We start from the raw sequence: 25581 nt of genomic DNA, 5'->3' as shown, positions 1-25581 counted from the left end.
GTGCTGCTGATCACGAAGTTGTCACCGGCGGCGTGGCGACACATCCTGCTGAACGGGCACTACACCTTCCAAAGTAACGGCAACTTGATCGATCTGGATGCGCTCGTGGCGGGGTTGGAATTGGGGTGAGGGGTGAGGGGTGAGGGGTGAGGGGTGAGGGGTGAGGGGTGACGGAATTTTCTGGGGTTCCGGCTTACATCCCCAAGATCGTGCAGACCGCGGCCTCGCCGGCGTACATGGGCCTGCTCTCCACCCTGCTGGCCTGGCACCAGGCCGACCCGCCGGACGATGCCGAACGCGCCCGCAACCAGGTGATCTTCAGCTTCCAGGGCAACCGCAACCCGTTCGTGGATCACCCCGAATGGGCCACCGCCAGCCTGTTCAACTCGGCCAGGCCGGCCAGTTGCCAGTTGGCCAACTAAGACCGGCTCACACAACGTCGCGGGCAGTCGCCAGGCGGGAGCGAACCGCGCGCTCGGAACCGCAATGTACGCGCGGTACATGTCGATTCCGGGCCCGACCGCACCCGCCTGGCGGTGAGCGCAGCCGTGTTGTCAGCGGTTCTGGGCTGCACCGCCCGGGCGGATGAGGCGCCGGGCCGGGAGCGGATCGCGCGGGGCGGCGCGTCCATGACCGGCCGCGCCGGGTGTCCGCACAGACGGCGCGCGTTGCCGGCAGGCACCACGGCGTTGATCCAGGCCCACTGGCCGAACCGAGTAGCCGCCCCGCCATGCACGGCGGCCGCAGGCGAATCCGAAAAAACTCGAGGCGCAGCACGCTGACCGCAGGGTCGCTTGAGCACGCCGCCTCACCCGAGCCACGAAGTTAACGGCTCGTTCCGGAATAGGCGGTCGATCCCCCGCAAACAGGGGATTACACTGCCGAGTCCAATGAGCGCACCTTCCCTCCATTTGTTATTGAGCACCTGCCCGGATGCCGACAGCGCCGAGCGCATTGCGCAGGCCTTGCTCGACGAACGGCTGGCCGCCTGCGTCACCCTTTCGCCCGGCGTGCAATCGCTGTACCGCTGGAACGGTGCGATCGAGCGCAGCACCGAGGTGCAGTTGCTGATCAAGACCTGGGACGACCGCCTGCCCGACGCCATCGCGCGGCTGCAGGCCTTGCATCCGTATGAACTGCCGGAGGCGGTCGCTGTCCAAGCCAGCGCCGGGCTGCCGGCGTATCTCGATTGGGTCCGGGCCGAAACCCGCAAGGAATTCTGACGTCCATGAAGTCTCTGTCTCGCTGGATCGCCCGCTGCGCGCTCTTGGCCGCCCCCTTGCTCGCCGCGCCGCTGGCGGTACTGGCGCCCGCCCCCGCGCAGGCCGCCGTGACCGAAGCCGACCTGCTGCCGGTGGACCAGGCCTTCGCGCTGAGCGCCACCGCCGACAGCCGCGACCGCATCGCGCTGAACTGGAAGATCGCACCGGGCTACTACCTGTATCGCCACCGCATCAGCGTCAAGGCCGGAAAGGGGTTTGCCGCAGGCGAACTGGCGCTGCCGGAGGGCGAGAGCAAGCACGACGAGTTCTTCGGCCAGGTGCAGACCTACCGCAGGCAACTGCAGGCCACCCTGGCCGGCAAGGCCGACCCGGCGGTGCAGACCGCCGTCCTGCAGGTGCAGTACCAGGGCTGCGCCGATGCCGGCGTGTGCTATCCGCCGCAGCGGCGCGAAATCCGCGTGGACCTGCCAGCGGCCGATGCCACCGGGGCGCAGGCCGCTGCTGCGCCACGCGAAAATCTGGGCGCGCTGGTGCCACGCAGCGCCGCCGGCCCGCGCCTGTTCGGCGCCCCCGGCCAGGCCGCCGGCGTGGACGCGTTGCCGCTGCCGGCCGAGCAGGCGTTCAACTTCGAAGCCATCGTCGGCGACGGCAACAGCCTGCTGCTGCGCTTCACCCCGGCGCCGGGCTATTACATCTACCGCGACCGCACCTCGCTGGCACTGGAAGGCGCCGGCGGCGTGCGCACCGGGCTGCCGCGCTGGCCGCAGGGCAAGGCCCACCGCGACGAACATTTCGGCGATGTGGTGGTGTATTTCGACCAGGCCGAAGTGACCTTGCCGCTGCTGCGCGATAAACCTGATCCGGCCCACGTGACCCTGGTGGCCACCTTCCAGGGCTGCCAGACCGACGGTATCTGCTATCCGCCGATGACCCGCCGCGTCGCCCTCGATGTGCCGGCCGGAACCGTGTCGCCGCAGAACCAGGCGCAGACTGCGCCGTTGATGATTTCGCCGCTGGCCGCGGGCCAGGCGCCGATCGAGCCCGCGCCTGCCGCCAGCACTGCCGGCCCGGTCGCCGATGCCTCGGCCGGCAATCCGGAACGCACGCCGCCGCCGCATACCGACAAGGGCCTGCTGGGCATGCTGGTGCTGGCGCTGCTTGGCGGGCTGGTGCTGAACCTGATGCCCTGCGTGCTGCCGATCCTGTCGCTGAAGGTGCTGGGCCTGGCGGACAGCGGCGAGAGCCGCGGCCACGCACGCAGCCATGCGATCTGGTACTCGCTGGGCGTGCTGGTGTCCTTCGCCGCCATTGGCGGGCTGGTGATCGGCTTGCGCGCCGCCGGGCAGGCCGCCGGCTGGGGCTTCCAGTTGCAGCAGCCGTGGTTCGTCGCGGCGCTGGCCTATCTGATGTTCGCGGTGGGACTGAGCCTGTCGGGCGTGTTCACCTTGGGCACCAACCTGGGCGGCATCGGGCAGTCGCTGGCCGCTCGCAACGGGCCGCTGGGCGACTTCTTCACCGGTGTGCTGGCCTGCGTGGTCGCCAGCCCCTGCATCGCGCCGTTCATGGGCACGGCGCTGGCCTACGCCTTCACCGCGCCGGCGTTGCTGGCGATGCTGGTATTCCTGGCGCTGGGCCTGGGCCTGGCGCTGCCGTTCCTGCTGATCGGCTTCGTGCCTTCGCTGGCGCGGCGCCTGCCCACCCCCGGCACGTGGATGGAAACGCTCAAGCAGGTGCTGGCGTTCCCGATGTATCTCACCGCGATCTGGCTGCTGTGGGTATTGGGCAAGCAGCGCGGCGTGGATGCGCTGGCCCTGATGCTGGTCGGCGCCACCCTGCTGGCCCTGGGCCTGTGGTGCTTCGAGCGCAGCCGCTGGAAGAGCCACCGACTGGGCATGGGCCTGGCCGCGGCGATGCTGGTGCTGGCGCTGGTGCCGGTGGTCGCGGTCACGCGCCTGAGCCTGCCGGCGGCCACCGCGACCGAGGGCGTGGTGGCGTTCTCGCCGCAGTTGCTGGACCGCCTGCGTGCCGACAACCGCGTGGTCTTCGTCAACATGACCGCCGATTGGTGCGTGACCTGCAAGGCCAACGAAAAGAACGTACTGAGCAGCGCCGAATTCCGCGACGCGTTGCGCCGCGTCGATGCGGTCTACATGAAGGGCGACTGGACCAATGTCGACCCCGCCATCAGCACCTTCCTGGATCAGCACCAGGCCGTCGGCGTGCCGCTGTACGTGGTCTACGGCCCCGGCGCCCCACCGGCGATCCTGCCGACCGTGCTGACCGGCGCCATTACCGAAGATGCCTTGCTGCGCGCAGCGCGGTGAGGCGCGCCTTCGCTGCGGCTGGTGACCTCGGCGGCAGTCTGTTGGCGGGCTAGGTCGAAGATGTTGCGAACCCTGTAGACCGGCACCCGCGCCAAGCCGGACACTCACCGAATTGCTGCCGCCGGCACAACATTCTGACGCCCGACAGGAGAGGATGCCGACAGCAGCGATTACCGCGCGACCGGCCGGGATGGCGCCTCCATCGCGCCGGAGCGCAAACGCTGCGCGACGGGTGCGCACGGCCGGCTACCGGTTCGGCTCGCATCGGGCTGGGGCTATTCAGAGCCGGCACTATGACCTGTGGCGCCCTGATGCCTGCCACCATTCGCCACCGCCCAAACCACTCGAAATTTAAAACGATCGTTTCAAACAGACCTAAGTTCGTCGAACTGGACAGCATCGGCGACATCGCGCAGACTTCCGGCCTTTCCGCTCTTCCGGATCCCATGGCCCATCTGCTGCTGTTGCATGGCCCCAACCTCAACCTGCTCGGCACCCGCGAGCCGGAGGTTTACGGGCGTACCACGCTGGCGCAGATCGATGCGGCCCTGGTGGACCGCGCGCAAGCGGCCGGGCACGTGCTGCACTGCCTGCAGTCCAATGCCGAGCACGTGCTGGTGGAGCGCATCCACGCCGCGCGCGAGGACGGCACCGCCTACATCCTGATCAACCCGGCTGCCTTCACCCATACCTCGGTGGCGCTGCGCGATGCGCTGCTGGGCGTGGGGCTGCCGTTCGTGGAAATTCATCTGTCCAACCCGCACGCGCGCGAGCCGTTCCGGCACCACAGCTATCTCAGCGACAAGGCCGACGGGGTGATCTGCGGCTTTGGCGCAGACAGCTACCGGCTGGCGCTGGAAGCGGTGATCGCGCGCCTGGAGCGCGACGCATGACCCCTGCCGCATCGACCTCGGCCAGCGCGCCGGCGTCCTAATCCCATTCCGCCGGCATCCGCCGGCACTCCCCACCGTTTCACTTCCAGAGGCCCTTATGGATCTCCGCAAAATCAAGAAACTGATCGACCTGCTCGAAGAATCCAATCTCGCCGAAATCGAGATCAAGGAAGGCGAAGAAAGCGTGCGCCTGGCGCGCGTGCCCAAGGGCGCGGCCATGCTGGGCGCGCCGGTGCAGCAGCAGTACGCGCCAGCCCCCGCCGCCCAGGCGCCGGCCACTGCGGCCACCATGCCGATGCAATCGCCCACCGAAGCCTCCACCGGCGGTGCCAAGCAGGCCGCCGCACTGCCGGAAGGCCACGTGCTGCGCGCCCCGATGGTCGGCACGTTCTACACCTCGCCCTCCCCGGACAAGCCGGCGTTCGTGACCGTCGGCCAGCAGGTCAAGGTCGGCGATACCCTGGCGATCATCGAGGCAATGAAGATGTTCAACCCCATCGAAGCCGACGCCTCCGGCACCATCGTCGCCATCCTCGGCGAAACCGGCCAGCCGGTGGAATTCGATCAGCCGCTGTTTGTGATTGGCTGAAGCGCCGGGAATCGGGAGTGGAGAATGGGGAATCGGCAAAGCGGCCTCATGAACGTCTTGAGGCGTGGCGCGATTCCATGGAGTTGGTTGAAATGATCTATCGGTTTACCGATGTCTTTCCCGAGCAGGAACGCTACGGCTTGACGGCGCAGCTGCGCCGTGCGGCCGTCAGCGTTCCATCGAATATCGCCGAAGGTGCGGCGAGACGCTCCACTCCCGACTACGCGCGATTTCTCTCGATTGCGCGCGGCTCGCTCTCCGAACTGGATACACAGATCCAAATCGCCGTCCGACTGGGCTACAGCAATACCGAAGACGAAGACATCGTCAGCCGACAGGTCGACCAAGTCTTCGCCAAGCTCACTGCATTGATGAATGCCTTACGCAGACGCGGAGCCGCGCCATGAAGCCCGCATCTCCCCATTCCCCATTCTCGACTCCCTATTCCCATGCTCGATAAAGTCGTCATCGCCAACCGAGGTGAAATCGCGCTGCGCATCCTGCGCGCGTGCCACACGCTCGGCATCCGCACGGTCGCGGTGCATTCCACGGTCGACCGCAACCTCAAGCACGTGGCCATGGCCGATGAGTCGGTCTGTATCGGCCCGGCCGCCTCCAGCGACAGTTACCTCAACATCCCGGCGTTGATCGCCGCGGCCGAGGTGACCGATGCGCAGGCCATCCATCCCGGCTACGGCTTCCTCTCGGAAAACGCCGATTTCGCCGAGCGCGTGGAGCAATCGGGCTTCATCTTCATCGGCCCCAAGGCCGACACCATTCGCCTGATGGGCGACAAGGTGGAAGCGATCCGCGCCATGAAGGCTGCCGGCGTGCCGTGCGTGCCCGGCTCGGGCGGCCCGCTGGGCGATGACATCGTCGCCAACACCAAGGTGGCGCGCGAAATCGGCTACCCGGTGATCATCAAGGCCGCCGGCGGCGGCGGCGGACGCGGCATGCGCGTGGTGCATTCGGAGGCGGCGCTGAAGGCTGCCATCGAAACCACCAAGTCCGAAGCCAAGGCCGCTTTCAGCAACGATCAGGTCTACATGGAGAAGTTCCTGGAAAATCCGCGCCACGTGGAAATCCAGGTCCTCGCCGATGGCCAGGGCGGTGCGATCCATCTGGGCGAACGCGATTGTTCGATGCAGCGTCGCCACCAGAAGGTGGTGGAAGAAGCGCCGGCACCGGGCATCACCGAAGAACTGCGCAACGAGATCGGCAAGGTCTGCGTGGACGCCTGCATCCGCATCGGCTACCGCGGCGCCGGCACCTTCGAATTCCTGTTCGAGAACGGGCGGTTCTACTTCATCGAAATGAACACGCGTATCCAGGTGGAGCATCCGGTCACCGAGCGCATCACCGGCATCGACCTGGTATGCGAACAGCTGCGCATCGCCGCCGGCCACAAGCTGAGCATCAAGCAGAGCGACATCGTGTTGCGCGGGCATGCGATCGAGTGCCGTATCAATGCCGAAGACCCGGAAACCTTCATGCCGAATCCGGGCCTGATCACCGCGTTCCATCCGCCCGGCGGCCCGGGCGTGCGCGTGGATACGCACATCTACGCAGGCTACAAGGTCCCGCCGAATTACGATTCGATGATCGGCAAGCTGATCGTGCACGGCCCGGACCGCGAGACCGCGATTGCGCGCATGCGCGTGGCGCTGAGCGAGATGGTGGTGGACGGCATCAAGACCAACATCCCGCTGCAGCAGCGCATCATGCGCGACAAGGGCTTCCAGGCCGGCGGGCAGAATATCCACTACCTGGAAAAGCGCCTGGCCGAGCGCAAGAACAAGTCGATCGCGTTGACCTGATCGCGCCTGCCGCTGCAGCGATGAAGCAAAAAAGCCCGGGAAACCGGGCTTTTTTGTTGTTTCCCGGTGCATCGCGCCGACACTGCGTCGCGCCACCAGCCCTGTCGCCAGCCGGTCCATGCGTAGGAGCGCACCCGGGCGCGACCTGGCTTTATCGGTAAGCCCGGTCGCGCCCGGGTGCGCTCCTACAGAGCCCCAGGGTTCGACGCCCGGATGGGGCAGCCAGCGCTGGATCCGATCTGCAGACCCTCGGTCGTGTGCACACGTGAGAATGACGAAAGCTGCGGCCGCAGCTAGCCGCCGTCGCCGCCTGCGCTACCGCAGACGCAGCGGCTGCGGCAATGTCGATCTGCAACGCGCCGCACCGTTCACCGCCGCGGCGAAGGCGCCTGCTGGCTGCCGGGCACCGGCACGATGCCGCTGGCCGATGACGGGTCGACCACGGTCATGGTTTCGGTGGAACCGTCCGGCCACACCACCTGGAACGTGGAGCCAGCCGGCAAGGTGGAAAACGGCATGGCACTGCTGGCGCGGTACACCGCAGCGACCTGGCTTGCGCCATGCCGTCGCTGCTGTTCGTCGGCGGTGACGCTGGTGGATTTGACCGACAGCGGCTGGTACCGGTGATCGGCGGTATCGATCATCACGATGCTCACTGCCGCCGCCGAATACGCCACGAACAACGCCACCCATAACCAGAACTTGGCGCCATGCGCCAACCGACGGTAATTCATGACTGCGCTCCCGGATCGGAGACCAATGTATCGACCATCTCATCCACCCTGTCTGCTCCCTGCCGCGGCACCGCGGCATCGAATACGAACGACACGAAATCCTGTGCGCTGTCGCGCGAGCAGATGCCCGCGTTGGCGCAATAACTGGTGACCAAGGTGCTGCCGGCGCTGCAATCGAGCCCCAGCCGGCATGCAGCCACTTGCCAGGCCAGCTCGGCGAACTGATCGCCGGCCACATAGCCTTGCAGGCTGTCATCGCCGCTGGCCCGCGCGCCCATCGCCGGGGCCAGGGCCAGATAGGCCTCGGGATCGCGCGAGGCCAGCACGCGTTGCACCAGCGCGCGCTTGTAGCCGGGCGATGCCTGCAACGGTTCGCCCAACGCCAGCAGGGCGGCCTCGGCAGCCAGGCTGCCGGCGCGCGCCGCAGCCAGGCGTTGCTGCGCAACCATGCGCGGACCCAGCCCGTCGGCGGGGGCAAAGCCGGCGCAACGCTGCGCCAGGCGCTCGCGTGCGGCATGCATCGCTGCCACTCCCGGCGTGTGTTGCGCGGCGATCCATGCGCTGTCGGCGGCATAGCCGGACGGGCTGGCCGCATAGGGCGCGCAGTAATCGTAGACACGGCTCAAGCGCCACCCGGCCTGTGCATCGCCGGCACGCACCTGCTGCTGCAATTGCTGCGCGTGGCGATACAGATCCGGTTGCGCTTCCACCGCATCGCGATGCGGCAACTGCAACGCGGCGCTGTGCTCGGTCGCTGCGTGCGGCTGCGGTGTGGCAGCGCCAACCGGCGCCACCTGTGCAGCAACCGGCACCATGCGGTCGACATCACGCTCGGCAGGTTGCGCGCGCACATGCCACCACGCGGCCGCCGCAAGCGCAGCGGGAGCAAGCAGCAGCCAGAGATGGCGGGCACGAGCGAGCGGCATGGATGACGGCGACCCTGCTGCGGAACCACCCGCAGCGACGGCGCGGAGTCTAGCACCCACCCACGCGCACAGCCGCCGCCAAGCAGACGCTGCCAGTGGAGGTGTCGAGAATGGGGCGACATGCGTAACGGCCTGCGCGGACTGCACGTGAGTGGCGCGCTGCATGCGTTCGGTTGCGCTGTGCTGTGTGCTGTGTGCTGTGTGCTGTGTGCTGCGCTGTGCTGTTTGCTTGTGCTGTGGTGTGTGTTGGTGCTGATGTTGCTCGGCTGCTTGCCGGCTTGCTGCTGCGTTGATCGGTTGCAAATTCCGAATGCGAGATCGATCTCGCAGGTTGCGCATCCGACAGCAGCGCATCTTGAAGAGAGCCGCCTCTGACCGAGCCTGCCAGTTGGCAACGTCGCCTCGCCGATGCGGCGGTGCCCAGTTGCAGCGCTGTCGTGTCATGGTGGACGCATCGCCCCACACGCATCGCGCTGCACGGCAGGACGGAACACGGCAGCACACAAGGCAGCTGCCTGCGCACGCGACTGCACATTTGCGCAAGGAAGCAACGTCTCGTCCCGGTTGCTCGACGCGGCCGTCGACAAGCCCGTGCTCGATCGCTCGACAGCATCATCGGTTCAGCGTCAAGTGCGGCGGCATCGGCCTACCGCCCTCCGCACGCAGGGCACCACATCCAACCGCAGATACGCGTCCATGCAGCGCCACACCAAGCGATTGTCCATTCGCCAGCAGCACGCCGTCCGCTTGGCAGCGGACGCATCTTGATCGGCAAGGCCATATTTCACCGCCTGCATGGGGAAGACACACCGCCCAGGTCGACGGCGCCTGCGTCATGCCGTCGCCTGCGGTGCGGCAGGCACGCCGGCACGAATGGTCTAGGATGCGTGCTTTCGAATTGCCCAACGCCACGATGCCGTTTCTTGAACTGACGCTTTCCTGTTCCGAGGTCACCCTTGCCCGTTTCCAGAACGCATTGGACGATGTGGGCGCACTGGCCGTGACCATGCTCGACGCCGATGCCGATACCAGCAACGAGCGCGCCATTCTCGAACCCGGTGTGGGCGAAATGCCGCTGTGGGACCGGCTGACAATGACCGCGCTGTTCGATGGCGACAGCGACGCGCTGGTGGTGCTGGCAGCGCTGGAAGCCTTCGATCCTGGCCTGGACTGGAGCCAGGTGGCGTTTCGCATGGTCGAAGACAGCGACTGGGAACGCGCCTGGATGGACCTGTTCAAGCCGATGCAGTTTGGCGAACGCATCTTTATCGTGCCGTGGAATCACGCGCTGCCCGAAGCCGCGGACAGCCCGCATGCCGCCGTGGTGCGGCTGGACCCGGGCCTAGCGTTCGGCTCGGGCACCCATCAAACCACCGCGCTGTGCCTGCGCTGGCTGGACAGCCTGGCCGGCAGCGGCGAGCTGCAGGGCCGCAGCGTGCTCGATTTCGGGTGCGGCTCGGGCATCCTGGCGGTCGCCGCGCTGAAGCTGGGCGCCAGCGGCGCGGTCGGCGTGGACAACGACCCGCAGGCGCTGCTGGCGACCGCCGACAATGCACAACGCAACGGCGTGGACGCGCAGCTGACGGTCTACATGCCGCAAGACGAACCGGTGCAGACCTACCAGGTGGTGGTGGCCAACATCCTGGCCTCGGCCCTGGACGCCCTGGCCGACACCCTGGCCGCGCGCGTGGCGCCGGGCGGACGGATCGCGCTGTCGGGCATCCTGCACGGCCAGGAAGACGACTTGCTGAAACGCTACGCCCCCTGGTTCGAACAGTTGCGCTGCGAACGCGACGAAGACTGGATGCGGATCGACGGCGTGCGCCGCGGCTGATCCGGCTGATCCGGCTGATCGTCCACGCCGGCTAGCGCTGTGGCCGGCCGGCGCGAATCTGCGCGGTGGTCACTGCATCGGCCACGCTGATCGCTCGCAACCGGGTCACCGGTTGCCAGCCGTTGCGGTGCAGCGCCGCCGTGCGCCACGGCCCGGCCTGCCGGGCCACCCAGACCCGCAGCAGCACCTCGGCCGCCAGCAACGCCGTCCAGGCCACGGGCGACCACGCCTGCACACCTGCAAGCGCCACAGCGCCGGCCCCCACAAACATCAGCGCGCTCACCGCCAGCAGCGGCCAGTGCCGCTGGCGTAGCGCCCAGACGCGCGGTGCCAGCGCTGCTGACCAGTGCGGACCATCGGCCACGGCAGTCCACTCGGCGCCACGCCGCCAGATCGCATACCGGGCCGCACCACGAAAACGCCTGACTGCAGGGTCCACCGGCGAATGGGCCGGCCACGGCGCGTCTGCGGGCGCGGCGGACGGGGGCGAACGGTGCCACTGGGGATCGGATTTCCGAACGGCGGGCTCGACCATGAACATCCTCCTTGAGTTCGCTGTGATGGGACCATCATGGATCGACAGACAGTATCGCAAACATATGGCTATATGAAAGTCATACGAACTATCTCCGGGCGCTGCTAGGGCTATATCTCCGGCCCCTGCCTGCCCTCCAACGGTGCCGTGTGAGCAAGCTGTACGAACGAGTACGCGAAGCCCGCAGCCTCACCAAGCTGACCCAGGAAGCCCTGGCCGGCGAGCTGGGTGTCACCCGCAGCGCGGTGGCGCAATGGGAGATGGCCGAAGGCACCGCACCGTCGGTGGAAAACCTGATCGGCCTGGCCAGGCGCAGCGGCATGGCGTTCGAATACCTGGCCACCGGCCGCGGCGACCGCGTGTTTGGCCCGCCGGTGTCGGCCATCGCTGAAGAACCGGCGCAGTACCGCCGCCTGGATGACCAGCAACGCGTGCTGCTGACGCGTTTCGACACCCTGACGCCGCGCCAGCGCGCCGGCCTGTTGGATCTGTTGCTGGCCGAAGGCAAGACGCGGCGCAGGCGGTGAATTGGGAATCGGGAATCGGGAATCGGCGAGCTGACGTGATCGGCGCCGAAATTCCAAGGCCGTGTTTCCGCTAGCTGTCGTCTCCTGATCCTGGATGCGCCTGGCCGTATTGGTCGGCTTGCGTAGATGTGGAGGCGGCCGTTATCGGAGAAGGCATGCGCTGCGCGCCTTGCGTCGACATCGGCGCAGACGGGGCCATGACCGTGTGGGCCGGAGACGAACACCTGCAGGCATGCGCGCTGCGGCTCGATCGCATCGCCATCGGCACAGGTTCGCCGGTGGACGTGCGCGTGGTTGAATAGGGGTCTTCCCGCTGCACGCCTGCCGATGTCCGAGACTCCGCCACCGCGCCGCCCCCTGGCCACGTTCCTGCGTGCGACGCCGGCTGCTCCGCCGCTGGTTCCGACCCCGGTGGTTCCGCCTGGGGAGCCGTGGGAGCAGGCCGCACCGGCCGCGGGCCCCGCGTTGCCGCCGGCAACACCGCCGCAGGTGGACGCGCTACCGGCGCCGCACGTGCCATCGCCTGCTGCAGCGGTGGCGCCATCGCCGCAGCGCGCAGCGGCTGCGCCCGGGCACGCTGGTCTCCAGGCGCCGGTGTCCGGCCAGCCGCAACTGCCCGCGCCCGGCAGCGCGATGCCGTCCGCTTCGGCGACCGCGCCCGCAACCGGACACGTCCCTGATGGGATGCTCGATCCATCTCGCCCGGTGTCGGCCGCCAGCGATGGCCAAGCGGGCGACGACGGGCTGGCCGCGGCCGGTGCTGACGCGCTCCAGGACCACACCGCGCGGACTGCACCTGCCCCGTTGCATTCCGCGCAGCAACGCGCGCTCCGTGCGTCAGCGCCTGCAGACCTGTCGTCTCGGGATGCAGCGGGTACGCCGAGCCCGCTGGCAGGCGAGGCTCCAGTCGCAACGCCAGCAGCGCCGGCGGGATCGACAGCGGCTGTGGCGACAGCGGCGGCCGCGACACAAGCCGACACCAGCGCCAGCGAGCAGACGGCGAACACACCCGAAGGCAGGCTGCAGCCGGGCCAGCCCTCCAGCCATCCCGACCCGGCAACCACCGAACTCGGCACGGGCAGCGCATCGGCAGGCGAGGACGCGCCGTCCGATGCCGGCGTCGCGCCGCCCCGCACCACCGCTGCGCAATTGCAGCCCTTGCCCACTCCCGCCTTGGCCGCGCCCGCCTTTGCGCGGCGTGGCATCGCCCGGCCGCGGCTGCGCGCCAGCGGGCGCCAGTGGGCGCTGCTGGTCGGGCTGGTCGGCGTGCTCGGAGTGCAGATCGTCATCGCCGACCGCGCGCACCTGGCCGCCAACGCCCGCTGGCGGCCGCTGGTCGGCACGGCCTGCACGCTGCCGCGCTGCAGCCTGCCGGCCTGGCGCGAGCCGGAGGCGCTGACCCTGCTCAACCGCGACGTGCGCCCGCTGCCTGGTATGGCCGGGGTGTTGCAGATCCAGGCCAGCTTCCGCAACGACGCGCGCTGGGCACAGGCCTGGCCGTGGCTGCAGCTGTCGCTGTCCGATGCCGACGGCCGGGTGATCGGCACCCGCATCCTGTCGCCGCAGGAGTATCTGGGACCATCGCCGCCTGTGCAGGACACGCTGGCGCCAGGTCAGGCAGTGCAGGTCGCGTTTCGGGTGCGCGAGCCGGCCGCGAGCACTGCCGCCTTCAGTTTCGACTTCCGGTGAACGGGCGCGACCGCCACATGGGCGTGGCGAGCGATCAGGTCACGCGCTAGACTCACTCCCCCTCGCCGGCCACGCGTCCCGGCTTCGTGACACTGGGAACCTCCTTTGAACGCAGCCCCCTCTCGTCCTGACACCAGTCGTGGCGCCCCGAAGTCGCCCCTGCGCGAACACGTGGCCCAGTCCGTTCGCCGTTATCTGCGCGACCTGGACGGCAGCGACGCGGACGATGTTTACGAAATCGTGCTGCGCGAGATGGAGATCCCGTTGTTCGTGGAAGTGCTCAACCATTGCGAAGGCAACCAGAGCCGCGCTGCGGCGCTGCTGGGCATTCACCGGGCGACCTTGCGCAAGAAGCTCAAGGAGTACGGGCTGACGTAGGCCCGGGATTCGGGATTCGGGATTCGGGATTCGGGATTCGGGATTCGGGATTCGGGAATCGGGAATCGGGAATCGGGAATCGGGAATCGGGAATCGGGAATCGTAAAAGCGTGCTTCTGCCAGACGGTGCGGGCACGGGTTCCCGGTCACGGCGTGGTTTCGTGCGGGTCAGCCTTCCGGTTGGCCAGACGCGGCGGCCGACCGACGCGCTGCGCAGATCCGATGCTGCAGGTGCCAACGGCACGCGATGCACATGTTGCGATCTTCTGACGAGCAATGTTGCAGGCGATCACGCCCAGCCATAGCGAATCAGGTGGAAAAACACCGGCGCGGCGAAGCAGACCGAATCCAGGCGATCCAGCACGCCGCCGTGACCTTCGATCATGTGGCCCCAATCCTTGATGCCGCGATCGCGCTTGATCGCCGACATCACCAACCCGCCGAAAAATCCCATCAGGTTGGCCACCAACGCCAGGCCGAAGGCATGCCACGGCGCGAACGGGGTGATCCACCACAGCGCCATGCCGAGCAGGCTGGCCGACAACACGCCGCCGATGAATCCTTCCACCGTTTTGGACGGCGACAATTTCGGCGCGATCAAGTGGCGCCCGGCCAGTTTGCCCCACACGTACTGCAGCACGTCCGAGGACTGCACCACGATCACCAGGAAGGCGATCAGCAGCAGATTGCGCCCGGCATAACCGGGAATGTCCAGGTTCAACAGCGCCGGCACATGCGAAATGCAGAACACGCAGATCATCAGGCCCCACTGCACTTTGGCGGTGCGTTCCAGATAACGCGTGGTGTCGCCGCCGATGGTGGCCAGGATGGGTAACACCAAAAACGCGTAGACCGGAATCAGCAAGGTGTACATGCCGTACCAGCCGGTCCACACCAGGCCGTATTGCCACGGCAGCACGATGTAGAACGCGGCCAGTAATGCGTAGTAGTCGCCACGCCGGGTCGGGGTCAAGGTGATGAACTCGCGCAGCGCAAACAACGACACCAGCGCGAACAAGCCGATCACGCCGGCGCGACCAAACACGAACGCAAGGCCGACCACCGCGGCCATCACCCACCACGCACGGATGCGGGCGACCAGGTTATCCAGCACGGCGCTGGGGCGTTCGCGTGCGCGCCAGCGCAGGGTTTCGGAAATCAGCGTGGCGATTGCCAGCACCAGCGCGATACCGCTGAACAGCCACACCGTCTGCTGATGCATCGAAGACTGCTGCAACTGCCCGCTATACACATACAGGCTCATGCGCGGGTCTCCAATTGATCCGGCGACAACGCCAGCAACGCCGCACGTGCACGCGCCAGAAACGCATCCTTGGTTTCGTCCGCATCCAGGCGCAACGGCGCACCAAAGGTGGTGGTACACAGCAGCGGCAACGGCAACCACTTGCCCTTGGGCATCACGCGCTTGAGGTTATCGATCCACACCGGCACGAACTCCAGTTCCGGGCGTTGCCGTGCCAGGTGATACAGCCCGCTCTTGAACGGCAGCACGCCATCGTCCGGGTTGCGCGTGCCTTCGGGAAACAGGATCAACGAATCGCCGGCGTCCACCGCATCGCACAGGCATTGGATCGGGTCGCGCGTGCGCTGCGCCGGGTCGCGTTCGATCAATACGCCGTTGAAGACCGCATGGATCAGATAGCGCCGCAGGGCGGTGCGCTGCCAGTAGTCGGCCGCCGCCACCGGGCGCACTTCATGGCGCAGGCTGGCCGGCAGCGACGACCAGATCAGCACGAAATCGCCGTGGCTTGCGTGGTTGCCGTAATACACGCGGCGTTCGTTGGAGGGCGCGCAACCGCGCCACAACGCGCGCGCGCCGGTCAAGGTACGAATGGCGCCGCTGCAAGCGCGCGCGATCAAACGGGCAATCATCTGTGCTCCAGGGTGCGCACGATCGTGCGCAGTCGTACCGCCACCGTCAGCAAGGCACCGGCGATCAACACTGTCAGCGCGCCGATCAGCACCCACGCCGCAAGACGCGGCTGGCCCATCCATTGCAGCGGCAAGGCCAGCGCGCCTGCCAGCGACAACCACTGCATGCGTTGCACGCGGCTCATCGGCCCCTGGCGCGGCTCTGGCGTGCCGCAGGCCAGGCCCAGCATGCGTACATCTGCGGTGGCCACGCAGCACAGCGCTGCGGCCCACCGCAGTTGCGCAGCCCACGGCAGGCCGGCCTGCAGTCCATAGCCCAGGCCCACGCAGACCGCCACATCGGACAACCGATCGGGCGCATCGTTGTAGACCTCACCGGCGCGCGAGACCATGCGCGCCTGGCGCGCCAGCATGCCATCCATGCGGTTGCACCACAGCTGCCCCTGCAGCCCGAGCACCGCCAGCAGCAGTGGCATGGCTCCTTCGCGCGCAGGCGCGCTCAAGCCGATGTAGAACATCAGCCCGGCCAGCGCCGCACATGCGATGCCCACCCACGACACGCCATTGGGCGTGGCGCCACGCCCGCGCAGCACGCGCGCCCAGTGCAGCCGCCGCTGTTGCTGTCCGTGTTGCATCAGTCGCCTCCGCCGCCGCAGCCACCACAGCCACCACCACCATCGCTGCTACCACCATCGCCGCCGCTGTCGCCGCCGCCCCCGCCGCAGCTGCTGCCACTGTCACCGAGGTGGCCGTGCGGCGTACGCAGGCTGTGGTAGTCCGCCCAGGGGGTTCCGATCAGTGCCGCAGTGCCATACAGCGCCAGCACCTCACCCGGATCGCCGCCGGTGCGCGCGGCATCGCGTCGCCGCGTCTGACGCAGCGTCGCAAGGCGCGCCTCGCCGCCGAGCGTGCGCCGCACCGGCACCAGCGCAAAGCCCAGCACCAACAATGTGGTCAGCACCATCAGACACAGCAGAGAGCCCACCGGGTGGTTGCCCTGCACGCCGATAACCAGCTTGCACAGGCCAAGCACCCATACCAGCGCCACCGGCGCGGTGCATGCCAGACGCACCTTCCACGCCTGCGCCCGGCTCAGCCACAGGCCCTTGTCGATCAGGCGCTGCTCCAGCCGTGCGGCCAGCGCGCGCAATGCGCGCAAGGCCAACACCGGGTCTTCGGTGGTGCGCACCGCCTCCAGTGCCGGCTCCAGCGCGGGCGGGACTGCAATCTGCCGGTGACCGCGCACCCAGTGGCGTGCCGGTTCGGTTGCGTCGCGCTCCAGATACACCGCATTGCGCACCAGTAACTCGGTGAACCACAGGTCGGCCACGCGATCGGCACCGCCGCCCAGATACGCAAGCTCGCTGGCATCCAGTGCTGCTGCGCTGCGGCCGCGTCGCAGCGCCCGTCGCAAGCATGCCGCCATCGACCAGGCCAGACCGATCAGCGCGATGAACAGCGGCAGGAAATACACGCCGCGCCAGTGCAGCGGCGACAGCGCCCCGCCATTGGCCGAGCGACAGGCCATGCCCACTGCCACCGCGATGATTGCCCACGCGACGACGGCATACGGCACACCGCGCTGCGGCCCAGACAACTGCGGCGCACCGCGCAAGGCTTGCAAGGTCTGTTCGGCAGTGTGCCCGTGCAGCGGATCCCGCGTCGATCGCTGCGGCCTCGCCGCAGGCCACCATTGCGCCGGCGGCTCGCCAAACTGCGTGCGGTAACGTTCCAGCGTCTGGCGGTACTGCGCCTGGAAACGCGCCTGTTCGCCGGCATCGCCGCGTCCGGGTTGATGATGCAGCGTGGTCTGCAGCACGTGCGGGCAGAACTGCTGCCAGTACTCGCGGGTGTCGGTCAGATGCGTATGCCAGACCTGGTCGACCAACGGGCTGGGGGTGACGTCGTGGGCGTCGGTGCAGGCAAGAAAACAGAACCGTCGGTACTCCTCCACCAACGCCTGCGCTTGCATGGTGCTGCACTGTGCCTGCTTGGCCACGCGCCGAACGAAGGCCGCAAACGCCGCGTCGTCCTGGCCAAAGCGGTAGCCCTGCAGCCGCTGCCACAGCGCCCGCTGCGCTGGCGTGGCGTGTTGCGGTTCGCGCTGAGCGGAATCGGGTGCGTTGCTCATCTGAAGATCCTGAGAGCGAGCGCCGCAGCCACCGACAGCAGTTGCACCACCACGCTTGCCAGCTGCCAATGCAGCAGGCGGCGCATGCCGGCCCAGCGCGATGCCCAGTCGCGTGCGGGTGGCAGCTTCGCCAGCAGGCCGATGGCATGCATTGCCGCATCGAGTCGGTGCGCGGCCTCTTGCTCGCTGCCACCGCAGCATTCGAGATGCGCGATGGAGGCCGCCAGCAGGTCGGCATCCAGGCCCACGCGAAACGCCCAATAACGCTGCACCACGCCCGCCAGCACGCTGATGGCATAGCTCAACTGCATCAATGGCGGCGCCTGCGTAACACCAAGCAAGCCGATGGCCGCTGCCAGCAGCAGGAGTGAGAAGCGGTCCAGCGCTGCCCCTTGGAGCAGTACGGCGCGCATGGTCGCCAAGGTCAGCGGGGAGGTGTTCATTGCGCTCTCCGTTCGGGGATGGCGTTGCCGCCGTCCTGCACGCCGCATGCCGCTACGATCGCCACGCGATGCGCATGCCCAAGCACGATCGACGGCCGCACGGCGCGTAGCTGTGCGATGGCCGCATCCACATCCCGGGCGCGGCCGCTGCGCACCAGCCAGGCGGCCACGCTGGCAGCACTGCGCGAATAGCCCAGTGCGCAACACACCAGCACCTGGCCGTGCGCACGCGCCTGCGCGATCGCCAGCGCCGCCTCGCACAACTGCGCTGGCGACGGTGCGAGCAGATCGAGCATCGGCACCACACGGTCCTGCGCCTGCGCGGCGTACAACGAGAGCTCTGCAGACACGTCCACCACCGCAGCACGCTCGTCGCGCTGGCCGGGCAACGGAATCCGCCCCAGCCACACGCCATCGCAGACCGCGCGCGGCGACGGGGCGCGCCACGTCCAGAGGCGCGAGTTGCACCATGCCGCCAGCAGATACGGCGCATACAACCAGCGCGCGGCAAGACTCAGGCGCCCATTGCTGCGCTTCTGGAATCCGCTTGGCCCGAGCAGCGCGTAATTCAACGCAACCAGCAGCAAGGCCAGGGCGATCCACAGCAACCACAGTCCTGCACCGCCGCTCCATCGCGCCAGCGCAGCGCTGACCAGCGCGCCGGCCAGATACATCGCCGCCAAGCGCCAACGGCGCAGGTCGCGTGCAAACCATGCCTGCGCGAACGGTGCAGCGATACGCTCAGGCCACACCCACACGCATAGCCAGCCCACCGCGAGCCCGGTGGGAATATCGAGAAAGTGATGCTGATACGTGGTCAGTAACGACACACCGATCACTGCGAACCAGGCATGCAGCAGCCAGCGCCACACCCCGCAAAGATGCTGCGCATAGCGCACCCACAGCACCACCAGCAGCACGATGTGCAGCGATGGCGCCTGATTGAAGGGTTTGTCGAAACCCAGCAGCACCGCGAACAGCCAGCCGAACACGCCCCCGGTCTCGGGCCGCACGAAGCTGTAGCGCAGCGGCCACAGCAAAAAACACGCCACGCAGATCAGCTGTGCGCTGAGCAAGCGCAGTGCGTGGGTGTCCAGCTCGCGGCGATTGCGGCAGACAAAAAACGAGGCCGCATAGAACACATCGATGGACCAGTACGGCACGATGGTCCACGGCCAGAACGGCATGCCGCGTTCCCAGCCGAACACCACCGATGGCACCTGCGCCGCCCGCCCGGCCAGCATGTTGGCCAGGCCGTAACTGAGGAAGAAAAACGGCCCCAGCAACGCCAGCCACAGCGCGGCACGACCGACTGGGCGCCCAGCGTGGCTCATGCGTCGATCCGCTGCGCCATCGACACGGTGAAGATGCCAAACGCATCGATGCGTTGCGCCACCTTGCGAAAGCCCGCTGCTTCCACCAGGCCATCCATCTCCTGCTGGCTCCGCCGGCGCATCACCCAGGCCACGCCATCGCGGTGACTGGTCAGCGCGCGCGCGATGAATTCCAGCTGCGGATGCCAGGGCTGACCGGTGTAAAGCAGATAACCGCCCGGCTGCACCGCCGCGGCCAGGCCGGCCAGCGAGCGCGCGACCTGGTCGTTATCGGCAAACAATTCGTACAGGCCCGAGACCACCGCCAGCGTCGGTGCCGGTTGCACGGACGCCAATGCTGCAGGGTCGAACGCATCGCCTTGTTCGAAACGGGCGATGTCGCCAGCGCCCAGCGCCTGGATCAGCGCAGTGCCCTGGGTCACGTTGGGCGGGCTGAAATCACGCAGCACGATCGCATCGGCACGCCGTGCGCCGCTGCCCAGCGCCTGGAGCACATAGCGGCCGTGCCCGGCTGCGATGTCCAGGACGCGTACCGGCTTGCCGGCGCCACGCAAGCGCGCCGCTGCCTCGCGCAGCAATTCGCCCAGATGGCTGCTGCGGATGCGGATGCCGCGCCAACCGATTGCGTTGAGATACGTGCGGTCGATCATGCGGCCCAGCGGCCCGCGACCACGCGCCTGATTGCGGTAGATGTAATCCAATGTGCTGCCGGAATCGAAGCCGGTCTGCAGACCAAGCGCGATGCCCTCGGAGAGCTTGCCACCCAGGCGCAGGCCGGCACGCACGCCGCGCCAGCGCAGGTCCTGCAGGCTGTTGCGCTGCGGTGGCCAGGCCAGCCGCTCGGCCTCTTCGAAACTGGGGCCGGCACGGTGCGCATTGCGCAGCGCGGCACGGACCGGCGGCTGCGCAAACCGCGCTTGGACGAACTGGCGGATATGCGCGATGGCAATCGCGATCGCGTTCGCCCAGGGTGTCGTGGAAAAACCCCGGCAGCCAGTGGCGCTGCTTGATCGGCGAGCGCAGGTTTTCGTAGAAGCGATCCTGCGGGCCGCGATGCACCACAACATCCGCGCCGGAGACCAGCAACTGGGTCGGCACGGTGATCGCCTGTGCATCGTCCACGACGCGATCGGCGGCCGCGTACAGGCCGAGCAATACGCGCACCGAAATCGGGCGGGTGATCAACGGATCGGTGCGATAGCTCTCCACGCGCGCCGGATCATGCGTCAGCCATTGCGGCTTGACGTAGCTGTTGACAAAGAAGTTACCGCGCAGCGCCTGCAGCAACGCCAATCCGGCGCGTGCGAACGGCACATACAACTTCACCTTGAACGCCGGCGATGCCAGCACCAGCGCGCGCAGCGGCGGGGCGTAATCGTGTACCCAGGTGGCGGCCACCACCGCGCCTACACTCTGCGCAATCACCACGATGTCCTGCACCGCGATGCCGTGGGTGGCGCGAAGATGCGCGATGAAGCTGTCCAGATCGCGCACCAGCGCCTCGAAGCCCGGCGCATCGCCGCGCACGCCGGGCGAGCGGCCGTTGCCGCGTGCGTCCCAGGCGAAGAACTGCGCATCGGGCATGTCCAGTTCTTGCGCCAGATGCATCACACGGCCAGAGTGCTCATGGCCACGATGCAGCAGCACCACCGCCCTGGGCGTGCCGGTCGCAGCGGCATCGTGCAGCGGCCAATGCCGGTAGAACAGTGGCGCACCATCGAAACTGACGAACTCGCGCTCTAGCACTGTGCGCATCGAAGCATCCTGAAAGTCGAAGAGGTTGAATCGCAAAGATCACCCGCGCGCTGCGCGCCCAGCGGCGCTGCTGCGGGGTGTGCCGCTAGGCGCCTGCCGGCGCCTCGGCCAGGCCGGCGCGCACCCGCCGCCACACCGTGGCCATGCAGGCCAGACTCAGGGCGATGGCCACCCAGGTCACGCCGCGTGCGCCGAGCAGCCCGCTGGACAGACCCACGCCCAGCACGCCGATGACGAACGCGCGGTCGCTCTTGCCCATCGGCCCGTCGTAACGGCGGCTGGCGCCGACCATCAGGCCGAGCACGCCGGCGTATTCGGTCAGCGCGGCCAGCAGCGCGAAGATCCATAGCCACGGTGCGCTCACACCGGGCACGCCAAGCAGGCTCAAGTACAACGCCGCATCGGCCACCACATCGCACAGTTCGTTGAGGTAGGCGCCCAACCGCGATTGCTGGCCGAACTCGCGCGCCAGCATGCCGTCCACCGCATTGAGCGCCATGCGCACCAGCATCCATACCGGCAGCAGCAGATACAGCAGCGGCCGGCTGGGGCCGCCGTGCAACACCACCGTCGCCACCATCAGCGACACCGCCGCTGCGATCAGCGTGACCTGATTGGCGGTGATGCCACCGCGATACAGCGCGCCCACCATCGGTCGCAGCAGCGCCTGGAAGCGTCCCTTCAATGCATAGATCGAGGCCATACGGAGTGTTGAGTCCATTCGAGCGCTGGCGCAGCCTACAATATCGGCTGCTCCGCAACGACATCCCCACCGATGGCCTCTGATTTCCTGCCCGTGCGCCGGGCCCTGCTCTCCGTTTCCGACAAGACCGGCCTGATCGACCTGGCCCGCGCGCTGGTGGCGCGCAACGTCGAGCTGCTGTCCACCGGCGGCACCGCCAAAGCGATCCGCGAGGCCGGCCTGCCGGTGAAGGACGTCGCCGAGCTGACCGGTTTCCCGGAAATGATGGATGGCCGCGTCAAGACCCTGCACCCGGTGGTGCACGGCGGACTGCTCGGACGCGCCGGTGTCGACGAAGCGGTGATGGCCGAGCACGGCATCGTGCCGATCGACCTGCTGGTGCTGAACCTGTATCCGTTCGAGTCGGTGACCGTGAAAGCCGATTGCACGCTGGCCGAAGCGGTGGAAAACATCGACATCGGCGGCCCGGCGATGCTGCGCAGCGCGGCCAAGAATTTCGCGCGCGTGGCCGTGGCCACCGACCCGGCGCAGTACGCCGACCTGCTGTCCGAACTGGAGGCCAACGACGGCCAGCTGTCGGCGGCCAAGCGCTTTGCGCTGTCGGTGGCTGCGTTCAATCGCGTGGCGCAGTACGACGCGGCGATCAGCAACTATCTCTCGGCAGTGGCCGACAGCGCCGAGGCAGTGCCCACGCGCAGCCCGTTCCCGGCGCAGATCAATTCCAACTTCGTCAAGGTGATGGACCTGCGTTACGGCGAGAACCCGCACCAGTCCGGCGCGTTCTACCGCGACCTGTATCCGGTGCCGGGCACGCTGGCCACCTTCCAGCAGTTGCAGGGCAAGGAACTGAGCTACAACAACCTGGCCGATGCCGATGCGGCGTGGGAATGCGTGCGTCAGTTCGATGCCCCGGCCTGCGTGATCGTCAAGCACGCTAACCCCTGCGGCGTGGCGGTGGGCGCGGGCTGCGGCGATGCCTATGAACTGGCCTACGCCACCGACCCCACCAGCGCGTTCGGCGGCATCCTGGCGTTCAACAACACCCTGGACGCAGCGACGGCAAAGGCCATCCTCGATCGCCAGTTCGTGGAAGTGCTGATCGCGCCCGATTACGAGGCCGGCGCGCTCGAATACGCCACCAAGAAGGCCAATGTGCGCGTGCTCAAGATTCCGCACGGCAATGGCCTCAACAACTACGACACCAAGCGGATCGGCTCGGGCCTGTTGATGCAGTCGGCCGACAACCGCGGCATGTCGCTGGGCGAGTTGAGCGTGGTGACCCAGCGTGCGCCCAACGAGGCGGAACTGGGCGATCTGCTGTTTGCCTGGCGCGTGGCCAAGTACGTCAAATCCAACGCGATCGTGTATGCCAAGGACAGCCGCACCATTGGCGTGGGCGCCGGGCAGATGAGCCGCGTGGTCAGCGCCAAGATCGCCGCGCTCAAGGCCGAGGAAGCCAAGCTCACCGTGGCCGGCTCGGTGATGGCGTCCGATGCATTCTTCCCGTTCCGCGACGGCATCGATGCTGCGGCTGCGGCCGGCATCAAGGCAGTGATCCAGCCCGGCGGTTCGATGCGCGACGGCGAGGTGATCGCGGCCGCCGACGAACACGGCATCGCGATGGTGTTCACCGGCGTGCGCCACTTCCGGCATTGATGTCACCGGCACAGGGATAGGTCGATGCAGCGTTTGCGTAGTTTCGCCGCGTGCCTTGCTACCGCCGTGCTGTTGAGCGCGTGCAAGCAAGCGCCTGCGCCCGCTGCGGCGCCGGGTGCCGCGGCACCTGCCGCGCCCAGCAATGGCCCTCATCTGAGCCGCACCGAGCGGCTGGATGGGTTCTTGCGCACGCGCTACGGCGCCAAGGCCGGCCTGGCCGCGCAGTGGAGTGGCGAAGCCGACGGCTTCAAGGCCGACAGCGACGTCTGCGCCGAACAGCCGGTGGTGGTGGGCGATCAGGTGCAGCAACTGCTGGCGGTCTGCCACAGCCTCAGCGATGCCGGCCACGGCAACCCGGGGCTGATCGATTTCTTCGTGCTGCGTGGCGATGGCGACGGTTTCAAGGTCGTGGTCGAACGGCTCGCCGATGGCTACGGCAGCGACGGCCAACCCGGCAGCGTGGACGTCCTGCGTCTGGGCAGCGATTTCTACGGCTTTGCCGTGCACAGTTTCTGGATGGGCCAGGGCCTGATGCTGGAATCGCAGGATCTGGTCGTGCCCGGCCCCAAGGGCTTGGTCAATGCCGGCTCGCTGCGTGCGCATATCGACAACAGCGGCGCACTGGCCTGCGACGACGACGCGCGCGAGCCGGACCAGACCCAGGCGCAATGCCTTGCCGAGGCCTTCGACGTGGATTTCGCGCTGGAGGTGGACAACAGCGCGCCGCAGGCGCGCACCTGGCCGCTGCGCATCCACGAGCACGGCAGCGATTGCGGGGTCGCCCTGGACAAGACGCACGTGTTCGCGCTCGACACCAAGACCTGGACCTACCCGTTTCCCAACGCACTGCAGCGCGAAGGCTGCAGATAGCGCCCCCTTCCCCCGTACTAGCGAGCAACTGCCTTGAAAATCCTCGTCATCGGCTCCGGCGGCCGTGAACATGCCCTGGCCTGGAAGATCGCGCAGTCCGCGCACGTGAGCGAGGTGCTGGTGGCACCGGGCAATGCCGGCACCGCCACCGAAGCCAACTGCCGCAATGTGGCGATCAAGGTCGACGACCTGGATGGCCTGCTCGCCCTGGCGCAGCGCGAAGCCGTCGCGCTCACCGTGGTCGGCCCGGAAGTGCCGCTGGTGCTGGGCGTGGTCGATCGCTTCCATGCCGCCGGCCTGCGCATCTTCGGCCCCACCGCCAAGGCCGCGCAGCTGGAAGGCAGCAAGGCCTTCGCCAAGGATTTCCTCGCCCGCCACGGCATTCCCACCGCGTATTACGCGGTGCATACGGACGTGGACGCCGCGCTTGCGTATGTGCGCGAGAAAGGCGCGCCGATCGTGGTCAAGGCCGATGGCCTGGCTGCCGGCAAGGGCGTGATCGTGGCGATGACACTGGCCGAGGCCGAAGACGCGGTGCGCGACATGCTCTCGGGCAATGCGTTCGGCGATGCCGGCGCACGTGTGGTCATCGAGGAATTCCTCGACGGCGAAGAGGCCAGCTTCATCTCGATGGTCGATGGCACCCATGCCTTGCCGATGGCGACCAGCCAGGACCACAAGCGTGTCGGCGACGGCGACACCGGCCCCAATACCGGCGGCATGGGCGCGTATTCGCCGGCCCCGGTCGTCACCCCCGACGTGCATGCGCGGGTGATGCGCGAAGTGGTCGAACCGACCGTGCAGGGCATGATCGCCGACGGCGTGCCGTTCACCGGTTTTCTCTACGCCGGGCTGATGATCGACGCGCATGGCGCGCCCAAGGTGATCGAATTCAACGTGCGCTTCGGCGACCCGGAAACCCAGCCGGTGATGTTGCGCCTGCAGTCGGATCTGGTCGATCTGCTCGAGGCGGCCATCGACGGCAGGCTCGATGGCGCGCATGCGCAGTGGGATCCGCGCCCGTCGCTGGGCGTGGTCATCGCCGCCAGGCCTTACCCGGACACGCCGGTCACCGGTGAGGTCATCACCGGGCTGGACGCGGTGTCGGCCAGCGCCAAGGTCTTCCATGCCGGCACCGCGTTGAACGCCGCTGGCGAAGTGGTCAGCGCCGGTGGCCGCGTGCTGTGCGTTGCAGCCCTGGGCGACAGCGTGCAGGACGCCCAGCGCACCGCCTATGCCGGCCTCAAGCCGATCCACTGGGCCAGCGCCTTCCAGCGCAGCGACATCGGCTGGCGGGCGATCGCGCGCGAGCAACAGGCGCAGGGCT

24 protein-coding genes, 1 other RNA gene and 2 pseudogenes are annotated in these 25581 nt (G+C 67.7%); 15 read left to right on the top strand and 12 right to left on the bottom strand.

All coding sequences use genetic code 11. From position 1 onward, the window contains the following. Positions 1-203 precede the first annotated feature (203 nt). A pseudogene (locus J7360_RS18265) lies at positions 204-422 on the top strand (endonuclease); the annotation flags it as partial. 4 nt (positions 423-426) lie between these two features. Here the strand turns inward: J7360_RS18265 and J7360_RS18260 are convergent. Beyond that, positions 427-503: non-coding RNA, sX9 sRNA (locus J7360_RS18260), on the bottom strand. Between the two features lie 387 nt (positions 504-890). Between J7360_RS18260 and cutA the strand changes: the two genes are divergently transcribed. From cutA to accC, 6 genes are all read left to right on the top strand, one after another. Further along, positions 891-1223, top strand: coding sequence for a divalent-cation tolerance protein CutA (gene cutA / locus J7360_RS18255; protein WP_007964473.1), 333 nt, complete (start codon positions 891-893; stop codon positions 1221-1223). A gap of 5 nt (positions 1224-1228) precedes the next feature. Then, positions 1229-3547, top strand: coding sequence for a protein-disulfide reductase DsbD (locus J7360_RS18250; protein WP_209034412.1), 2319 nt, complete (start codon positions 1229-1231; stop codon positions 3545-3547). 446 nt (positions 3548-3993) lie between these two features. Beyond that, entirely contained in the window at positions 3994-4440 is a 447-nt protein-coding gene (aroQ, locus tag J7360_RS18245) for a type II 3-dehydroquinate dehydratase (RefSeq protein WP_003483185.1), read from the top strand. Positions 4441-4537: 97 nt separating this feature from the next. Further along, entirely contained in the window at positions 4538-5029 is a 492-nt protein-coding gene (gene accB / locus J7360_RS18240; protein WP_057660359.1) for an acetyl-CoA carboxylase biotin carboxyl carrier protein, read from the top strand. A 77-nt stretch (positions 5030-5106) separates the two neighbouring features. Then, positions 5107-5436, top strand: coding sequence for a four helix bundle protein (locus J7360_RS18235; RefSeq protein ID WP_099803537.1), 330 nt, complete (start codon positions 5107-5109; stop codon positions 5434-5436). Between the two features lie 42 nt (positions 5437-5478). After that, a complete protein-coding gene (gene accC / locus J7360_RS18230; protein WP_007961984.1) occupies positions 5479-6846 on the top strand; it encodes an acetyl-CoA carboxylase biotin carboxylase subunit in 1368 nt (455 codons plus the stop codon). Positions 6847-7214: 368 nt separating this feature from the next. Here accC and J7360_RS18225 read toward each other — a convergent pair whose 3' ends face one another. Both J7360_RS18225 and J7360_RS18220 read right to left on the bottom strand, forming a co-directional pair. Then, complete coding sequence (locus J7360_RS18225; RefSeq protein ID WP_057660357.1) at positions 7215-7580, bottom strand: hypothetical protein; 366 nt, start codon at positions 7578-7580, stop codon at positions 7215-7217. Beyond that, positions 7577-8506, bottom strand: coding sequence for a hypothetical protein (locus tag J7360_RS18220; RefSeq protein WP_057660355.1), 930 nt, complete (start codon positions 8504-8506; stop codon positions 7577-7579). The genes J7360_RS18225 and J7360_RS18220 overlap by 4 nt, the downstream gene beginning before the upstream one ends. A 120-nt stretch (positions 8507-8626) precedes the next feature. Here J7360_RS18220 and J7360_RS18215 point away from each other — a divergent pair, with 120 nt between their 5' ends. Together J7360_RS18215 and prmA are read left to right on the top strand one after the other, a co-directional pair. Then, complete coding sequence (locus J7360_RS18215) at positions 8627-8881, top strand: hypothetical protein (protein ID WP_209034410.1); 255 nt, start codon at positions 8627-8629, stop codon at positions 8879-8881. Between the two features lie 508 nt (positions 8882-9389). Continuing rightward, positions 9390-10340, top strand: a complete 951-nt coding sequence (gene prmA, locus J7360_RS18210) for a 50S ribosomal protein L11 methyltransferase (protein ID WP_209034408.1) — start codon at positions 9390-9392, stop codon at positions 10338-10340. Positions 10341-10371: 31 nt separating this feature from the next. Here prmA and J7360_RS18205 read toward each other — a convergent pair whose 3' ends face one another. Next, positions 10372-10881 carry a hypothetical protein gene (locus tag J7360_RS18205; RefSeq protein ID WP_057660352.1) on the bottom strand — a complete coding sequence of 170 codons (510 nt, stop codon included), beginning with the start codon at positions 10879-10881 and terminating at the stop codon, positions 10372-10374. A 143-nt stretch (positions 10882-11024) separates the two neighbouring features. Between J7360_RS18205 and J7360_RS18200 the strand changes: the two genes are divergently transcribed. The 3 genes from J7360_RS18200 to fis all read left to right on the top strand — a co-directional run bounded on the left by J7360_RS18200 (position 11025) and on the right by fis (position 13469). Beyond that, the gene (locus J7360_RS18200) at positions 11025-11402 is read left to right on the top strand and encodes a helix-turn-helix domain-containing protein (protein WP_008571865.1); all 378 of its coding nucleotides are present in this window, start codon (positions 11025-11027) and stop codon (positions 11400-11402) included. A gap of 945 nt (positions 11403-12347) precedes the next feature. After that, a complete protein-coding gene (locus tag J7360_RS18195) occupies positions 12348-13091 on the top strand; it encodes a DUF3426 domain-containing protein (protein ID WP_081027943.1) in 744 nt (247 codons plus the stop codon). A 105-nt stretch (positions 13092-13196) separates the two neighbouring features. After that, the gene (gene fis, locus J7360_RS18190) at positions 13197-13469 is read left to right on the top strand and encodes a DNA-binding transcriptional regulator Fis (RefSeq protein WP_025981816.1); all 273 of its coding nucleotides are present in this window, start codon (positions 13197-13199) and stop codon (positions 13467-13469) included. Positions 13470-13758: 289 nt separating this feature from the next. On the opposite strand, the gene J7360_RS18185 is transcribed toward fis, so the two are convergent. The 8 genes and pseudogenes from J7360_RS18185 to J7360_RS18150 all read right to left on the bottom strand — a co-directional run bounded on the left by J7360_RS18185 (position 13759) and on the right by J7360_RS18150 (position 21728). Beyond that, positions 13759-14733, bottom strand: a complete 975-nt coding sequence (locus J7360_RS18185) for a phosphatidate cytidylyltransferase (protein WP_017155935.1) — start codon at positions 14731-14733, stop codon at positions 13759-13761. After that, the gene (locus tag J7360_RS18180; RefSeq protein ID WP_057658691.1) at positions 14730-15362 is read right to left on the bottom strand and encodes a lysophospholipid acyltransferase family protein; all 633 of its coding nucleotides are present in this window, start codon (positions 15360-15362) and stop codon (positions 14730-14732) included. Before J7360_RS18180 ends, J7360_RS18185 begins: the two co-directional genes overlap by 4 nt. Further along, positions 15359-15997 (bottom strand): CDP-alcohol phosphatidyltransferase family protein, encoded by a 639-nt coding sequence (locus tag J7360_RS18175; RefSeq protein WP_057658693.1) that lies wholly within the window; start codon positions 15995-15997, stop codon positions 15359-15361. The genes J7360_RS18180 and J7360_RS18175 overlap by 4 nt, the downstream gene beginning before the upstream one ends. Next, positions 15997-17493: a TIGR04222 domain-containing membrane protein gene (locus J7360_RS18170; RefSeq protein WP_057658695.1), complete on the bottom strand. Its 1497-nt coding sequence runs from the start codon at positions 17491-17493 to the stop codon at positions 15997-15999. Before J7360_RS18170 ends, J7360_RS18175 begins: the two co-directional genes overlap by 1 nt. After that, positions 17490-17936: a hypothetical protein gene (locus J7360_RS18165; protein ID WP_057658697.1), complete on the bottom strand. Its 447-nt coding sequence runs from the start codon at positions 17934-17936 to the stop codon at positions 17490-17492. The genes J7360_RS18170 and J7360_RS18165 overlap by 4 nt, the downstream gene beginning before the upstream one ends. Then, positions 17933-19270, bottom strand: coding sequence for a phosphatase PAP2/dual specificity phosphatase family protein (locus tag J7360_RS18160; protein WP_209028918.1), 1338 nt, complete (start codon positions 19268-19270; stop codon positions 17933-17935). The genes J7360_RS18165 and J7360_RS18160 overlap by 4 nt, the downstream gene beginning before the upstream one ends. Next, positions 19267-21025: pseudogene (locus tag J7360_RS18155) on the bottom strand (bifunctional alpha/beta hydrolase/class I SAM-dependent methyltransferase). Before J7360_RS18155 ends, J7360_RS18160 begins: the two are co-directional and overlap by 4 nt. Before the next feature lie 85 nt (positions 21026-21110). Further along, a complete protein-coding gene (locus J7360_RS18150; protein ID WP_057658700.1) occupies positions 21111-21728 on the bottom strand; it encodes a CDP-alcohol phosphatidyltransferase family protein in 618 nt (205 codons plus the stop codon). A 72-nt stretch (positions 21729-21800) separates the two neighbouring features. On the opposite strand from J7360_RS18150, the gene purH reads away from it, so the two are divergent. The 3 genes from purH to purD form a co-directional block, all read left to right on the top strand. After that, entirely contained in the window at positions 21801-23384 is a 1584-nt protein-coding gene (purH, locus tag J7360_RS18145; RefSeq protein ID WP_057658702.1) for a bifunctional phosphoribosylaminoimidazolecarboxamide formyltransferase/IMP cyclohydrolase, read from the top strand. A gap of 24 nt (positions 23385-23408) precedes the next feature. Continuing rightward, complete coding sequence (locus J7360_RS18140; protein ID WP_007967896.1) at positions 23409-24254, top strand: hypothetical protein; 846 nt, start codon at positions 23409-23411, stop codon at positions 24252-24254. 33 nt (positions 24255-24287) lie between these two features. Beyond that, positions 24288-25581: phosphoribosylamine--glycine ligase (purD, locus tag J7360_RS18135; protein ID WP_057658704.1), on the top strand; the 1294-nt coding region annotated here is incomplete at its 3' end.

The organism is Xanthomonas sp. D-99 (assembly GCF_017746145.1).
Lineage (GTDB): Bacteria > Pseudomonadota > Gammaproteobacteria > Xanthomonadales > Xanthomonadaceae > Xanthomonas > Xanthomonas cissicola.
Note: the sequence above shows the minus strand (reverse complement) of the source record. Positions and strands in the feature narration are given on the sequence as shown.

Excerpts from the sequence above, each read along its gene's own strand:
- cutA (WP_007964473.1), top strand. The coding sequence starts at position 891 with ATGAGCGCACCTTCCCTCCATTTGTTATTGAGCACCTGCCCGGATGCC.
- J7360_RS18250 (WP_209034412.1), top strand. The coding sequence starts at position 1,229 with ATGAAGTCTCTGTCTCGCTGGATCGCCCGCTGCGCGCTCTTGGCCGCC.
- aroQ (WP_003483185.1), top strand. The coding sequence starts at position 3,994 with ATGGCCCATCTGCTGCTGTTGCATGGCCCCAACCTCAACCTGCTCGGC.
- accB (WP_057660359.1), top strand. The coding sequence starts at position 4,538 with ATGGATCTCCGCAAAATCAAGAAACTGATCGACCTGCTCGAAGAATCC.
- J7360_RS18235 (WP_099803537.1), top strand. The coding sequence starts at position 5,107 with ATGGAGTTGGTTGAAATGATCTATCGGTTTACCGATGTCTTTCCCGAG.
- accC (WP_007961984.1), top strand. The coding sequence starts at position 5,479 with ATGCTCGATAAAGTCGTCATCGCCAACCGAGGTGAAATCGCGCTGCGC.
- J7360_RS18225 (WP_057660357.1), bottom strand. The coding sequence starts at position 7,580 with ATGAATTACCGTCGGTTGGCGCATGGCGCCAAGTTCTGGTTATGGGTG.
- J7360_RS18220 (WP_057660355.1), bottom strand. The coding sequence starts at position 8,506 with ATGCCGCTCGCTCGTGCCCGCCATCTCTGGCTGCTGCTTGCTCCCGCT.
- J7360_RS18215 (WP_209034410.1), top strand. The coding sequence starts at position 8,627 with ATGCGTAACGGCCTGCGCGGACTGCACGTGAGTGGCGCGCTGCATGCG.
- prmA (WP_209034408.1), top strand. The coding sequence starts at position 9,390 with ATGCGTGCTTTCGAATTGCCCAACGCCACGATGCCGTTTCTTGAACTG.
- J7360_RS18205 (WP_057660352.1), bottom strand. The coding sequence starts at position 10,881 with ATGTTCATGGTCGAGCCCGCCGTTCGGAAATCCGATCCCCAGTGGCAC.
- J7360_RS18185 (WP_017155935.1), bottom strand. The coding sequence starts at position 14,733 with ATGAGCCTGTATGTGTATAGCGGGCAGTTGCAGCAGTCTTCGATGCAT.
- J7360_RS18180 (WP_057658691.1), bottom strand. The coding sequence starts at position 15,362 with ATGATTGCCCGTTTGATCGCGCGCGCTTGCAGCGGCGCCATTCGTACC.
- J7360_RS18175 (WP_057658693.1), bottom strand. The coding sequence starts at position 15,997 with ATGCAACACGGACAGCAACAGCGGCGGCTGCACTGGGCGCGCGTGCTG.
- J7360_RS18170 (WP_057658695.1), bottom strand. The coding sequence starts at position 17,493 with ATGAGCAACGCACCCGATTCCGCTCAGCGCGAACCGCAACACGCCACG.
- J7360_RS18165 (WP_057658697.1), bottom strand. The coding sequence starts at position 17,936 with ATGAACACCTCCCCGCTGACCTTGGCGACCATGCGCGCCGTACTGCTC.
- J7360_RS18160 (WP_209028918.1), bottom strand. The coding sequence starts at position 19,270 with ATGAGCCACGCTGGGCGCCCAGTCGGTCGTGCCGCGCTGTGGCTGGCG.
- J7360_RS18150 (WP_057658700.1), bottom strand. The coding sequence starts at position 21,728 with ATGGCCTCGATCTATGCATTGAAGGGACGCTTCCAGGCGCTGCTGCGA.
- purH (WP_057658702.1), top strand. The coding sequence starts at position 21,801 with ATGGCCTCTGATTTCCTGCCCGTGCGCCGGGCCCTGCTCTCCGTTTCC.
- J7360_RS18140 (WP_007967896.1), top strand. The coding sequence starts at position 23,409 with ATGCAGCGTTTGCGTAGTTTCGCCGCGTGCCTTGCTACCGCCGTGCTG.